Origin of the sequence: Limosilactobacillus reuteri (assembly GCF_034259105.1) — a bacterium.
Lineage (GTDB): Bacteria > Bacillota > Bacilli > Lactobacillales > Lactobacillaceae > Limosilactobacillus > Limosilactobacillus reuteri_G.
In genome coordinates this window covers 680,705-695,000 of sequence record NZ_CP139478.1, presented here as the reverse complement: position 1 = coordinate 695,000, position 14,296 = coordinate 680,705, and the positions used below count along the sequence as shown (strand labels likewise).

Annotated in this window: 14 protein-coding genes, 1 tRNA gene and 1 rRNA gene (1 of these 16 only partly in view); 3 read left to right on the top strand and 13 right to left on the bottom strand. The window is 38.1% G+C overall.

The window, feature by feature from the left end:
- Both SH603_RS04250 and SH603_RS04245 read right to left on the bottom strand, forming a co-directional pair.
- Positions 1–12, bottom strand: a tRNA-Ile gene (locus tag SH603_RS04250) (it extends 63 nt beyond the left edge of the window).
- A 93-nt stretch (positions 13–105) separates the two neighbouring features.
- Positions 106–1,681: ribosomal RNA gene (locus SH603_RS04245) — 16S ribosomal RNA — on the bottom strand.
- Positions 1,682–2,242: 561 nt separating this feature from the next.
- On the opposite strand from SH603_RS04245, the gene SH603_RS04240 reads away from it, so the two are divergent.
- Positions 2,243–3,373, top strand: a complete 1,131-nt coding sequence (locus SH603_RS04240) for an IS30 family transposase (RefSeq protein ID WP_321533653.1) — start codon at positions 2,243–2,245, stop codon at positions 3,371–3,373.
- A gap of 248 nt (positions 3,374–3,621) precedes the next feature.
- The gene (locus SH603_RS04235) at positions 3,622–4,269 is read left to right on the top strand and encodes a VTT domain-containing protein (protein ID WP_169473668.1); all 648 of its coding nucleotides are present in this window, start codon (positions 3,622–3,624) and stop codon (positions 4,267–4,269) included.
- On the opposite strand, the gene SH603_RS04230 is transcribed toward SH603_RS04235, so the two are convergent.
- The 5 genes from SH603_RS04230 to SH603_RS04210 all read right to left on the bottom strand — a co-directional run bounded on the left by SH603_RS04230 (position 4,237) and on the right by SH603_RS04210 (position 8,129).
- Entirely contained in the window at positions 4,237–4,890 is a 654-nt protein-coding gene (locus SH603_RS04230; protein ID WP_321534139.1) for a TIGR01906 family membrane protein, read from the bottom strand. The genes SH603_RS04235 and SH603_RS04230 overlap by 33 nt on opposite strands.
- Positions 4,874–5,644 (bottom strand): TIGR01457 family HAD-type hydrolase, encoded by a 771-nt coding sequence (locus SH603_RS04225; RefSeq protein ID WP_169471381.1) that lies wholly within the window; start codon positions 5,642–5,644, stop codon positions 4,874–4,876. The genes SH603_RS04230 and SH603_RS04225 overlap by 17 nt, the downstream gene beginning before the upstream one ends.
- Positions 5,645–5,652: 8 nt before the next feature.
- Entirely contained in the window at positions 5,653–6,189 is a 537-nt protein-coding gene (locus SH603_RS04220; RefSeq protein WP_321534138.1) for a YutD family protein, read from the bottom strand.
- Positions 6,190–6,209: 20 nt separating this feature from the next.
- Positions 6,210–6,818, bottom strand: a complete 609-nt coding sequence (locus SH603_RS04215) for a metallophosphoesterase (RefSeq protein ID WP_169471383.1) — start codon at positions 6,816–6,818, stop codon at positions 6,210–6,212.
- 114 nt (positions 6,819–6,932) lie between these two features.
- Positions 6,933–8,129, bottom strand: coding sequence for an acetate/propionate family kinase (locus SH603_RS04210; protein ID WP_113896622.1), 1,197 nt, complete (start codon positions 8,127–8,129; stop codon positions 6,933–6,935).
- A gap of 362 nt (positions 8,130–8,491) precedes the next feature.
- Here SH603_RS04210 and SH603_RS04205 point away from each other — a divergent pair, with 362 nt between their 5' ends.
- On the top strand, positions 8,492–9,724 hold the full coding sequence (locus tag SH603_RS04205; protein WP_169495554.1) for an IS110 family transposase: 1,233 nt from the start codon (positions 8,492–8,494) through the stop codon (positions 9,722–9,724).
- Positions 9,725–9,863: 139 nt separating this feature from the next.
- Here the strand turns inward: SH603_RS04205 and SH603_RS04200 are convergent, their stop codons facing one another.
- From SH603_RS04200 to comGA, 6 genes are all read right to left on the bottom strand, one after another.
- A complete protein-coding gene (locus tag SH603_RS04200) occupies positions 9,864–10,874 on the bottom strand; it encodes a class I SAM-dependent methyltransferase (RefSeq protein WP_328518096.1) in 1,011 nt (336 codons plus the stop codon).
- 237 nt (positions 10,875–11,111) lie between these two features.
- The gene (locus SH603_RS04195) at positions 11,112–11,432 is read right to left on the bottom strand and encodes a ComGF family competence protein (protein WP_225437785.1); all 321 of its coding nucleotides are present in this window, start codon (positions 11,430–11,432) and stop codon (positions 11,112–11,114) included.
- 107 nt (positions 11,433–11,539) lie between these two features.
- On the bottom strand, positions 11,540–11,830 hold the full coding sequence (locus SH603_RS04190) for a hypothetical protein (protein ID WP_113896625.1): 291 nt from the start codon (positions 11,828–11,830) through the stop codon (positions 11,540–11,542).
- Complete coding sequence (locus SH603_RS04185) at positions 11,817–12,260, bottom strand: prepilin-type N-terminal cleavage/methylation domain-containing protein (RefSeq protein ID WP_321534137.1); 444 nt, start codon at positions 12,258–12,260, stop codon at positions 11,817–11,819. Before SH603_RS04185 ends, SH603_RS04190 begins: the two co-directional genes overlap by 14 nt.
- Entirely contained in the window at positions 12,260–13,330 is a 1,071-nt protein-coding gene (locus SH603_RS04180) for a type II secretion system F family protein (protein WP_169473775.1), read from the bottom strand. The genes SH603_RS04185 and SH603_RS04180 overlap by 1 nt, the downstream gene beginning before the upstream one ends.
- Entirely contained in the window at positions 13,248–14,225 is a 978-nt protein-coding gene (gene comGA, locus SH603_RS04175) for a competence type IV pilus ATPase ComGA (RefSeq protein WP_169473777.1), read from the bottom strand. Before comGA ends, SH603_RS04180 begins: the two co-directional genes overlap by 83 nt.
- Between the last annotated feature and the right edge of the window lie 71 nt (positions 14,226–14,296).

Here is a 14,296-nt window from a genome sequence, read left to right as displayed (position 1 = left end):
AGCTATAGGCCCAAATAAGCGTCTTATAGGTTAAAGTTTTAAGAGGTAAACCTCTCAAAACTAAACAAAGTTTCTTCGATGTGTAGGTTCCGTTTTATTCCTTAGAAAGGAGGTGATCCAGCCGCAGGTTCTCCTACGGCTACCTTGTTACGACTTCACCCCAGTCATCTGTCCCGCCTTAGGCGGCTCCCTCCATAAAGGTTAGGCCACCGACTTTGGGCGTTACAAACTCCCATGGTGTGACGGGCGGTGTGTACAAGGCCCGGGAACGTATTCACCGCGGCATGCTGATCCGCGATTACTAGCGATTCCGACTTCGTGTAGGCGAGTTGCAGCCTACAGTCCGAACTGAGAACGGCTTTAAGAGATTAGCTTACTCTCGCGAGCTTGCGACTCGTTGTACCGTCCATTGTAGCACGTGTGTAGCCCAGGTCATAAGGGGCATGATGATCTGACGTCGTCCCCACCTTCCTCCGGTTTGTCACCGGCAGTCTCACTAGAGTGCCCAACTTAATGCTGGCAACTAGTAACAAGGGTTGCGCTCGTTGCGGGACTTAACCCAACATCTCACGACACGAGCTGACGACGACCATGCACCACCTGTCATTGCGTCCCCGAAGGGAACGCCTTATCTCTAAGGTTAGCGCAAGATGTCAAGACCTGGTAAGGTTCTTCGCGTAGCTTCGAATTAAACCACATGCTCCACCGCTTGTGCGGGCCCCCGTCAATTCCTTTGAGTTTCAACCTTGCGGTCGTACTCCCCAGGCGGAGTGCTTAATGCGTTAGCTCCGGCACTGAAGGGCGGAAACCCTCCAACACCTAGCACTCATCGTTTACGGCATGGACTACCAGGGTATCTAATCCTGTTCGCTACCCATGCTTTCGAGCCTCAGCGTCAGTTACAGACCAGACAGCCGCCTTCGCCACTGGTGTTCTTCCATATATCTACGCATTCCACCGCTACACATGGAGTTCCACTGTCCTCTTCTGCACTCAAGTCGCCCGGTTTCCGATGCACTTCTTCGGTTAAGCCGAAGGCTTTCACATCAGACCTAAGCAACCGCCTGCGCTCGCTTTACGCCCAATAAATCCGGATAACGCTTGCCACCTACGTATTACCGCGGCTGCTGGCACGTAGTTAGCCGTGACTTTCTGGTTGGATACCGTCACTGCGTGAACAGTTACTCTCACGCACATTCTTCTCCAACAACAGAGCTTTACGAGCCGAAACCCTTCTTCACTCACGCGGTGTTGCTCCATCAGGCTTGCGCCCATTGTGGAAGATTCCCTACTGCTGCCTCCCGTAGGAGTATGGACCGTGTCTCAGTTCCATTGTGGCCGATCAGTCTCTCAACTCGGCTATGCATCATCGCCTTGGTAAGCCGTTACCTTACCAACTAGCTAATGCACCGCAGGTCCATCCCAGAGTGATAGCCAAAGCCATCTTTCAAACAAAAGCCATGTGGCTTTTGTTGTTATGCGGTATTAGCATCTGTTTCCAAATGTTATCCCCCGCTCCGGGGCAGGTTACCTACGTGTTACTCACCCGTCCGCCACTCACTGGTGATCCATCGTCAATTAGGTGCAAGCACCATCAATCAGTTGGGCCAGTGCGTACGACTTGCATGTATTAGGCACACCGCCGGCGTTCATCCTGAGCCAGGATCAAACTCTCATATAAAATATATAAGAACTTGAATAGCTCTCAATTATCTTTGTTATTAAGCGAATTGACTTCGCAAATGTTTTGCTTCAAATCACATCGTGATTGAAGACCCTACACATTTGATTCGTCGAAACTTTGTTCAGTTTTCAAAGGTCTACCTGTTGGCTAATCAAGCAGCCAATCAACACATTCATTATAACATGTATTGAATTAACTTGTCAAGAAGAAATTTTAATTATTTTTGAATCCCTTTTGATCGATAACTCAATCAGCAACTTTATTAATATATCATATTGCCAAGTCGATGTCAACAATTATTTTTAACTTTTTTGTTAAACCATCTCAACAGCACTTAACTGCTTTGACAACGATAACTACTATACATGGATTTCACTCCCTCGTCAACACTTTTTTTGATTTTTATTTATTTTTTCGTTTACTTTACCATTATTATGATAAGGGTGGATTATAGAATGAAGTTAGCCACCCAGTTGGTGGTAAATAAAAAACGCCATTCGGCGTGACATCAGGTATCATATTAAGTGAACCAAACCTATATGAAAGGATGTCCGTCAAATGACGCACTTAAATGATACCATGTCTACTAGTTTATTGACTACTCATAAAAAGAATGCTCATCTTACTAAAGAAGAACGTGTGATGATTGCGACTTTAAAGTCGCAAGGACTTTCCAATCGCGCAATTGGTCGCCAATTAGGAGTTAATCATCAAACAATTAATAACGAGCTCAACCGTGGTACGGTCCGCCAACTTCGTCGTCAAAAATCTAATGGTAAGATTTACGAATATTCTTACTACATCTATAGTTATGAAGCTGGTCAGGCCACATATCTTGAACATCACCGCCATTCTGGTCGTCGTCGCTTATATTATTCTTCAAAGCAATTTTTACGATTAGCTGATCAGCTAATGCTTGGTGAGTTTGACGACCACCATTACTCCCCACAAGCGGTTATTTATAAGGCTCGAGATTTAATGAATGATGGCACCCTGATCCCAAAGTCGGTTGTAACTTTATATCAATGGATTAATGAGGGTGTGCTTCGTACGTCCAATTTAGACCTCTTTGAAAAACCTAAACGTAAGCATCATCGAACTCATCCGCAAGCTAAAAGGTGCTTAGGGCCTAATATTGCTCAACGACCTCAAACTGCGGACCAACGGTCCGAAATTGGCCATTGGGAACTAGATACAGTTCAGGGACAGAAAAACGGTAATGACAGTGTTGTACTAGTAATGACTGATCGCCTTTCACGAGTTAATATCACGAGTAAAATTGCTGGTAAAACTGCGCATGCAGTAAATCAGTTCTTTATAAATTTACGCCAGAAAATGGGCACAGATGCTTACTATCGCATCTTTAAGACAATAACCTCTGACAACGGTTCAGAATTTAGTGAGTTAACACAAGTTCACGATCATGTTTTCTATGCTGATCCGTATTCCCCTTGGGAACGTGGATCCAATGAGATCAATAACCGGTTTCTCCGCAAGGAGATTACCAAAGGTGAAGCTATAAATAACTATAGTAGTGCTCAGATCATAGCGACTAATGATTGGATGAATCACTATCCACAAGCTATGTTTAATGGACATTCGTCAATGGATATCTATCGTAAGGCCTTCTACCAAGAGATATCACAGCTCCATCAACCAATAATCAATTGGTCAGTATTATTTATTTGAGTCCAGTGGCTAACTTATTCTTGAAATTTAGGATTATTATGATAATAAACGTTATTCAGCCTTTTCAAAAAAGGCGCAATGATCCTTTCATCATTGACTATGAATGAACTAGTCTCACACGACTAATTTATACTTACAATAAATATATTTTTTCAAAAATTATTAAAAGTTTTAAACGCCTCTTCACAACATTTTTCTATCTTGCTACACTTTAACAGTATTATCTTATTACACAAAGGAGAATTACTTTGGCAACTCTTATTGATTTTATATTACATATTGATGTTCATTTAATTCAGATTGTTAATCAATTTGGCGATGCGACCTATTTAATTTTATTCGCTATTATCTTTATTGAAACTGGTGCAGTCATAATGCCATTTCTACCTGGAGATTCCCTTCTCTTTGCTGCAAGTGCACTAGCTGCTGACCCACGTTATCATCTTAATATTTGGATTTTTATTTTTATTTTCTTATGCGCCTGTTTGGGTGGAGACTCCCTTAACTTTTTAATTGGTCATAAGATTGGGAAGAGTCTTTCTAACCATTCACTTTTTGGTAAATTAATTGATAAAGATAGTCTAGAACGTGCCGAAGTCTTCTTTGAAAAGCATGGTGCGCCCGCTATTATTCTCGCCCGTTTTATTCCGATCATTAGAACATTTGCTCCATTTGCGGCAGCAGGTTCTGGTTTTCCCTACAAGCAATTTATTCGTTATAGTGTAATTGGTTGTGTTATCTGGGTAGCACTTTGCTGTGGATGTGGTTACTTCTTCGGTAATCTTCCGTTCGTTAAAGAACACTTCTCTGTCATCATCCTTGCAATTATTGTGGTTACGTTAATTCCAGCCGTTGTTGGAGCATTACGTTCGCGTTTTGTTAAAGAAGATGCTTAACATCAGCTTTATCCATCCCCAAATCAAAAGTAAGATTATCAATGTAAATCCTAACCATAATCCAAATAGTACTGTAAAAAATCTTTCAGGCATCAGTAATATGATTGGCGTTGTTCGTGGATCAAATAGCCAATCCATATTGCTAAAGAAAAGATAATGGAATTTAATAAAGAAAGTATTGAAATTTGTTATTCCCATAAACCCACTAAAGAGCAACAAAATAAATAACATCTGAAACGGTAAGATCAAGCGCCAGAGCTGATTTTGCCGTTTTTGTTTTTTTAATCCAAATACTAACAACGGAATCGAACCCACCATCACAGCTTCATTCAATAAAATCAAATGCTTGACGTCTTTAAAATGATGAACCGCAGAAGGAGCAATTAGCAAATAATTTAGTTCAAGGGCTCGCTGGGTCGGAAGCTGGATATATTTAATAACATTTCCATAATCGGTCATTAATTCAGAAGCAGATAATCCTAAAAGGTGCTTAGGAATTGTTATAAAAAAAGGTGAGATGTTAATAACGATAAAAAGAGCACTACTAATTGCAACAACTAAACTAAGTAGTGTCAATAAGATTGCTCTCCCCCATTGAATAAATTCAAATTTCCCATTCATCAAGATTATTCACCTTATATGTTGGCTGGATTTTTTCTTTTCTAACTTCTTCTAGGCGCGATAAACCAGTATAAACTAATAAACTATCCATTCCAACGTTAATTGCTGCCTCAATATCAGTATGATAGTTATCGCCGACCATAATTACCCTTTCTTTAGGCAATTTAACTCTTTCAAGTGCCATTTTCATAATTATTGCTTCTGGTTTACCAATCATCACAGGTTTCACTTGAGTTGCATATTCTACTAATTTTACAATCGAACCTGCTCCCGGTACCATTCCTCGCTCATTGGGCAAATTACTGTCAGCATTGGTTCCAATAAATTTAGCGCCATTTCGAATTAACAAAACCGCTTTCTCAAGTTTCTCATAAGTAACACTCGTATCTAATCCTACAACGACATATTCAGGTTGATCATCAGTCAAGATAAAACCACGCTTTTCTAAAGCTAACTTTAATCCCGACTCACCAATAACATAAATTTTACTTTTTATTGGCGCTATTGACCGTAAATAGTCAGCAGTTGCGATTGCTGTTGTATATATATTTTCCGCCGTAACATTAATATTATGATTTTCACGAAGGTTTTCAGCGACAAAATCTGGTGTTCTGGTACTATTATTTGTTACAAATAGTACTTCTTTTTTTGCATCTTGCAGTCGTTTGATAAATCTTCCGGCTGCTGGAATTTGCTTTTTCCCCTTGTAAGTAGTCCCATCTAAATCAATAAAATATCCTTGATAATCTTTCATCGTTTGCCTTAGCTCCTCTTTTTTCGTTGATGAATCACAAATTTTTGCCGGTGACCGTTTTTTACACGTTCTGCACGCTGATTATGCCGTTGACGCACGTTCGGTTGTTTAACCTGCCGTCGCCGTTCATGGATGACTGGCGTAGTTTTCTTTCGACGCTGACGGTAACTGTGCCGTGGAATACAAACATCATCATTGTGAAGAATAAAGTACGCACAGCCAAAATTACAATACTCAAATAAATAATCCTCAATCGTATCAATACCCAATTCTGGTTCAAATAAGGGATTATCATCATCATAAAAACCTTTTAAGCGTAATTGGTCATATCCCCAATCCCCAACGATATAGTCATATTTACTTAGGACACTACTAAACCGTTCTGCGAATTTTCCTGAATTAAAGCCATCACGATAGTCCTTTACTAATTCGTAGGGATGTCCATTAACGGTAAAATGTGTCTGGTCTTTTTCTTCAATATGATAGATTAAAGAACGCTGCTCTTCACGCTGATCAATATAATCTTGAATCTTAGCTCTATTCATCTTTTTCCACCTTCTTTTGATTATTTTTGTCCCGGATACTTTATAGTTTTCTTAGCCACGATTTCTTCTATTTCATGAAAATTCAGCGGTGCTCCAAACTTAGGCTTATTTTCGAGATAGTCTAATTCAGGAGCGTCCACACCTACATTTATATTTTCTTTAATGGGAACAGAATAATGGTGAATATGGCCATGAAGGTTAATAATTTGCGGCGCTATTCCTAACATAAGCGGGTAATGAGTTAAGTAATATTGACGGTGATTATATTTTAACAGTACCCCCACGTCATGAAACTGAAATTTAGGAAGTCCATTAAACTCATAATTATTATTTTCTAGATACTTAAAAAGGGCGCGATTATCGTGATTCCCCTTTACCAATATTAAGTGCCCATGTAACTGTAATAATACCTCAAGAATTGCTTGATAGGCATCTCGTTGAGGTTTAGTAAAGTACAGAGCAATATCTCCTAAATGATAGACAATATCATTTTTACCAACTTTATCATTCCAATTATCAATAATCGTTTGGTTCATCTCATCGACATTATTGAATGGTCTTGGTGCAAATTTATTCGTACCAAGGAGACTGTCATGAAAAAAATGAGTATCTGACGTACAAAACTTCATAAAGAATCTTCTTTCTTGAAAAGGCAATATAGTTATCTTAAATTCTAAAATAAAAAGAGACTAGAGACAAACATTTCTTGTCAACTAGTCATCTTTTAGCAAATTATTTAGTACTTAGTTATTTTTCTTTAAACGTTCAATGTCACGAACAATCATTAATTCTTCGTTAGTTGGAATTAACAATGTCTTAATTTTTGCATCATCAGCGGAAAGATCACGTTCAACACCATGGCAGTCGTTCTTTTCTTGATCAATCTTAATGCCAAAGTAGTCAAGCTTATCTGTGATCATCTTTCGTACTGGAATGCTGTTTTCACCAACACCGGCAGTGAAGACAATGGCATCTGCGCCACCCATTTCAGCAATATATGCGCCAATGTAACGGACAATGCGGTTAACATAAATATCTAATGCAAGTTGTGCCCGGTCGTCACCCTTTTCAGCAGCTGCAAGAATATCACGCATATCTGGTGAGATACCAGAAATACCAAGTAAACCAGACTTATGGTTCAAAATATCAATCATCTCATCTGAGGATAAGTTTAGTTTACCCTGCATAAAAGCAATTAAGGATGGATCAACATCCCCTGAACGAGTTGCCATTGTTATTCCTGCAACAGGCGTGAAGCCCATTGATGTATCGAATGACTTACCATTCTTTACGGCAGTGATTGACGCACCTGCTCCAATATGCATAGTGATTAATTTAAGCTCTTCAATTGGTTTTCCTAACATTTCCGCAGCACGTGCAGATACGTAACGGTGACTGGTACCGTGAGCACCATACTTACGAGCACCATACTTCTCATACCAATCATAAGGCACACTGTACAATGCATTCATTTCTGGCATATCAACATGGAATGATGTATCAAAAACAGCAACCGCAAATGCATTAGGTAATACCTTACGGAAAGCTTTAATACCAACTAATTCTGCAGGCTCATGGAGTGGAGCATATTCTGACAATTCATCAATCTTGCTAATAACATCATCATCAATAATTGTTGAATCCTTAAAGAATTCCCCACCGGCAACGATTCGGTGACCTACTGCTGTGATTTCATCATAGCTTGCCACAATCTTTAATTCAATTAACTTATCTAACAAGTAGTTAACTGCGGCAGCATGATCAGCAAATGGCTTATCTTCTTCATGCTTTTGACCATTACCATACTTAATCTTAGCATGACCCATCTTTTCACCAATACGTTCAATCGTACCTTCAGCTACTACATCTTCACTCGGCATATCAAATAATTTAAATTTAAGTGTTGAACTACCAGCGTTAACTGCAATTGTTTTTGACATTGACTTTTCTCCTCGTATTCTATAAATATATCCTTACGGATTTTGTTACATTACAACTTGTTTTCTGGTCACCGCATGATAACCTCTAATTATCATTGGCTTTGGTCAGCTGGTATAGGTTATTTTCTCCTGTAGTTTTAACTACTTAAAAAGTCTGCCGCCCAGACAATCAACTGATTTTCGAACTCACATGCTGTATCGATTAGAAAGTTTGCTAATTCAGAGTAGGATTAGGTGCAGCTTTGACTCTCTAACCAATGAATACTGATACTTGCGAGGATGTTTTTAGTGATTGTAATTAGGGGCTATCATGCAGTGATCAGATTAAGACCAGTAAATTTTAATGAAAGGAGGCCATTCCAATGAAACTTTTTGTCGGTATTGACGTTAGCTCAAAAGATTTAGTCACTTCAATGATTTCTGAAGAAACATGTGATGTTGTTTTTCAAGGTAACTTTGTTAATGATTTGAAAGGCGCAACCGAATTAAAAACCATTATTATTAACACGGCGAATTCAAATCATCTCGACCAAGTTGTGATTGGCATGGAAGCTACTTCCATTTACAGTTTTCACCCCGCAATGTTTTTTCAAGAAGACGCTGACCTCAAAAAACTTAATACGCAATCAGTAGTCATCGATCCCAAGAAAACTAAGCGGTATCATGATGTCTTCGCTGAAGATAAAAATGACCAAATTGATGCTTTTTATATTGCGGACTTCTTACGTGTTGGACGTTATTCAACAGGGATTGTTCGCCAAGAAAACTATATTGCCCTGCAACGATTAACGCGTTCCCGGTATGAGCTTGTTCAAAGCTTAGTTCGCGCCAAGCAACACTTTATTGAGAATTTATATTATAAGCTCAATAAACTAGTGATTTCTGATGAACTTAATACCTCCGTCTTTGGTTCGACGATGATGAGTCTGTTAACCGAAGATATGACCACTGATGACTTACTTAACATTTCAATTAATGATTTAGCTGATTACCTGAATGAACACGGTCGGGGTCGCTTCGCGAACCCTGAAGCCTTGGCAAAAACGATTCAAAAAGCAGTTCGCGCTTCTTATCGTTTAGACAAGGTAATTGCTAATTCGGTTGATACTGTTCTCTCAGTTTATGCCGAGGAAATTAAAGCTTTTCAGAAAATGATTAAAGACCTCGACAAGGCAATTGAAGAAGTAACGAAAGTCATCGGTAAGGAGGAAGAAGTTCTGCGTTCAATTCCCGGAATTGGACCAGTATACGCTGCTGGTATCTTAGCCGAAATTGGTCAAATTAACCGATTTGATAATGAAGCTAAGCTAGCTAAGTACGCTGGGCTTTCCTGGCGAGAAAAGCAGTCCGGAGGTTACGCTAGTGACAACACTCCACTCAAAAGAACTGGCAATGCTTATCTTAGATACTATCTGGTTGAAGCTGCCAACCGCGTTAGAATTCAGGATCCAGTTTTTGGCGAGTATTATCAGCGTAAATATAAAGAAGTGAAGCATACACCATCAAAACGCGCCCTCGTTCTTACCGCACGTAAACTTATCAGGGTGATTTTCTTCCTACTCAAAAATCATCAAATCTATCAGGAGAAGAGGTAATTGGTATAGGAAGATAACTTGATTCTCGACGCTTAATTTTTAAAACACCTTGGTATCAAGGCTTATTTAAGTGCGTCAAAAATCTGGTCAAAACAAGTTCGTCAGTGATAATTTCATCTTGACTTATTACCACATGACTTTAACGTAAATTCGTTGTTACCCATTTACTAATATCATCCATGAATGAAGCAAATTTTTCTTTATCCTTAAATGAAGGAAACTCACCCAGCAAAACTTTAACTGCTTGTTTACTATCTCCGCCTTGGCGCTGCAATAACAAAATTGATTTTTGCGCATTCGGATTAGCAAAAAGTTCCGCTGGTAAATTGATAAGTCCTTGTAAATAAGCAACAGACTGAATCCATTTAACAAATGATTGTGATTCTTTAGTTTGGAACAAGCTACTAGGCACTAAGAATACCCCAAATGCACCGGGCTTAAGATAATTCATAGATTGTTCAATCAACAAATGGTGAACATATGAATGACCCTCTTTAGCCCGTGTTTGATAGTTTTTGGCGTTTTCATCAAGCGGATAGTAACCAATTGGCAAATCAGAAATAGCTAAATCACATTGAGGAATATCCAAAGCGGTTACAGCATCTTGATGATACAACTTTACATTAAGGTGTTGTAATTCTGTACTTACGCTCGCAACTTCCAACATATCTTCGTCATTATCTATTCCGTAACCAACGATGTCTTTATCTCCATTTACTTTAAGCTGATTCATAACAGTCGTTAATAAATTAGCTGTCCCAACGGCTGGATCAAAAACATTCTTAATCTCCTTGATTTTTGTAACCTTTTCAATTAAGAAAGCCATGATTAAGCCAATTGTATCAGGAGTCATTTGATGATTAGCCTGAATTGCGTCTTTTCGAATTACTTTCAAAAAACTCAGCTGGATAATTTGCCGGATAATTTCTGGCTTCACATTTTGTAAATTTAATTCTTGGTATATTTTCTGCAATTCATTTACAGTTTTTTCATCAGGAACACCGTCATCAACACGAACAGTATTATTGTCAATAATATTTTCTGCGTTTTCTAATAGCGCATCTAAATACGAACAATTTAACGCTGCTTGTAAAATTTCAGTGGCCTTATCAAAAAGCTCAAATAATTGCTGTGGTGTTTTCTGTGTCAGTGCTAGTCGCCTCCAAATAATACAATCATTACCTTATTAGTTTAACTATTATTCCTAGCAAATTCAAGATAACACTCTCATTGACCTCTTAGATTATCTTTTATTTTATCAATATAAATTGAACAAAGGTCCCGTCCCATTTCCTGATAATTTTGATAATATCGATATTGAAACAATAAAACTGAACTAATTATAAGTAGGACGGCAATACTTATAAATAAAATAGAACCCTCTTTTTTATTTTGGCGGATAAAACTTAACAATTGCACTTGCTTTCTCTCCATCCTTCCTTGTCACTTTAATCAATACTCTTTGAGAATCAAGTTGCGTAAACGAGTATTCATGATTCTTAATGTTATCTAACAATGGCATATAACCACCTTTATTCTGACACGTTAGGTATAGAGCATGGTTTTCTCTTAATTCATACTTTTGATCAGTTGTCTGACTGTACAGCAATAACCGATCATCACGGGCCTCCATTAATTCAAAACGATGATTGACCGATTCTAATTCCCGTAAAAACAAATGCCAAGTGATCGTTGATTCTAAATTCATTTTACCTACTTGTCTCATGCTAGTAGTAACTAAGCTTATATTGATAATCACTAATGAAGAAATAATTAATGCGCAAGTCGCTTCTATTAAAGTAAAGGCCCCCTTCTTCATTTTTCAACCCGACAAAGGCATCGATCGTTATTATAAACAACTACCCTTTGGACCGTTGCTTTTGCGATTAAATCACCACGGCTTAAAATAACTGGTTGCTTTTTAACCGCATATAAATCACTAGCCTCTTTTCCTAACCTCGTTGCGGCCATTTTTAGCTGAAGATTTCTATTTTGTAACCACAATTGTTTTTCGCAAATAAAAAATAAATTTATCCCCATTGCTACAACAAGCAAACTAATTAAACTATCTGCCATCATAAATGCCTTTGCTTTAGCGTTTCTCAATTCGGTATCCTCCCCATCCTAATTGAATCTTCATGTAGTAATAGCGGCCATCGATTAATGATTTAAAACGCTGGGTACAGGGACGCGTATAGCCATTTGGCGTAAGATAAAGTTCACCAAACCACTCAACATTCAGTGTCGAGGGAATAAGAATTTCTTTTGTTTCTCTTGTTTGATCATTTATGCGAAAAGTAATCATTTCGTTATTTTTGTCGTGGCGAATTACAACAAATTGATGTTTATTCTCACACTTTAATTGCGCCCACTGCCAATCTTGACGCAATGATTGCCAAAATTGTTCTTCAGCCATTTTTTGACGCGTTTTTGTAAAATTTGGAATTGTAATTAGTAAAAGGAGGGCCGCTATCCCTAAAACAATGATGGCTTCGAGCAAGGTGAAGCCTGATTGTTTTTTCTTTAAAATTTTCATTAATAAACTCCTTGGAATGAATGATAAATTGGCAATAGGATACTAAGATATAAAATAACAATTATGATTGCAATAATGCTAAAGATAACTGGTTGAACAAAAATCAATAAATGTTCAATTGCAGTTGTGAGGGCCTTAAATTTTAAATTTGCGAAAACAATTAAATCCCGTCCCATATTTTCCCTGGTCGCCCCCTTATTCATAAAAACGATTAATTCATTAGGGAGAAAAGAGTAGGTAGCCACCACTTCTGAAATATCTCCATCACGTTGAATAGTAGTCATTATTTTGTTACCAAAAATATAAAGAATTGATTTTCTATCAAAGCTCTGGGTAATCTCACAAATTTCAGCCAACGATAATCCTTGTTGCAACATTGATCCTAATATACTAGTTAAATAATATTGAAAATAATAACAATAACATTTACCGATTATTGGCATTGTACAGATCTTAATTAGCCGTTGTTCCTTATTCATTTGATGCCATCTTAGCCACTGAAATACGGCGCTAATAAAGATAACGGTAAAAAGATAAGTTGCTCCTAACGTAATCATGTGAATCAGCGGCAAAGTTTGCCTCTCGCCTTGCCAGACCTTCAATTCTGGAAAAACAAACAAAATTAATCCACAGATCACCATTCCTAACATTCCTAAAAGAATTAGCGGATATTGCAGGAGACTAAACAATTTTTTTCGTTGCCGTTCTCGTGCTGTAAGTATCTTTCCTACTTCACTCAATGTTTTTGTTAAATTACCATGCTTTTCTGCTAATAGTAATTGATAAAATAAATCGTCTTTTACTTCTGGCTGCAGGCTCTGGGCAAAACTTGCTCCCTTTTGCATTCGGCTGTCTATAAAAGCAAGCCAAGGAGCTAGCTTCGGTTCGACAGCCTTGATAAAACCAAGTGCTTCTCTGATAGAAAAACCAACACTTAACAAATCTGCTAATAAAAGGAAAAAATTTGCTTGTTGCTGATGATTGAATTTAACCTTGTTGGTATTGACGTGCAGTATTCTCCGTAATTTTTCCATTTTCCGCAGCCTGCTGAAGAGCTTTTGACCATTCATCAGACATTCCTCCTTTCTTGGTGCCATTGAGCAAATCACTAAATTGATGCCGATTTAACAGGTCACATAAGATGGCTTGTTCTCCATTCACCAACGGAATTAAACGCTGATAAGATACCGCCGTTAATACTTGCTTAAGATAATAAGAATCTATCCCTAATTGTTGAAGACGAGAAACAACGCCATAAGCATTTTGAGCATGGATAGTTCCCAAAACTAAGTGACCACTTAATGCGGCTTGGACTGACATCGCCGCTGTCTGTGAATCACGGATTTCTCCAATGATAAACACATCTGGGCGATGCCGTAATCCCAATTTTAATAAACTTTCATAGTCCATTCCCGCTAATTCATTTACTTGCAATTGGATAAATCCCGGATGATCAATTTCTACGGGATCCTCAATTGTTAATACAATTTGTTTCGGCAATAGCTGTCGAGCAAGCTGATACATGGTAGTTGTTTTACCAGCCCCCATTGGCCCGGCAAAAAGAATCAAACCTCTTTGTTGACGGTACTTCTGTAATATTTCCCACTGATGAGGAATTAAAAAATTAAACCTAATATCATTAAGGGGATATATAAAGCGAATAACTAGTGATTCCCTCCCTTGATAATCACCAACACTTGATAAACGTAAATTGATCTTTTGGTGACCATAAGTAAATTTAAAAGCGCCTAGCTGGGGTCGTCGATGCTCACTAACTGCCATATTGGCGCAATATTTTAAGTATGAGATAAAACGTTGACCATAGTCACGTGTAACCTGTTTAAAAGGAAATAGGATCCCCTTTATCGCTAAGGATAATTGATAATACCTATCATGAGGTAAGATGTATAGGTCACTCGGTTGCTTGCGAATTATTCTTGTTAATTCTTCTTCAAAACTCGGCATATTTTAACCTCCCTATTATTTAAATACGGATAAATTCTAAAAATGCACTAAAAAATTTAAAACCCCGAAAT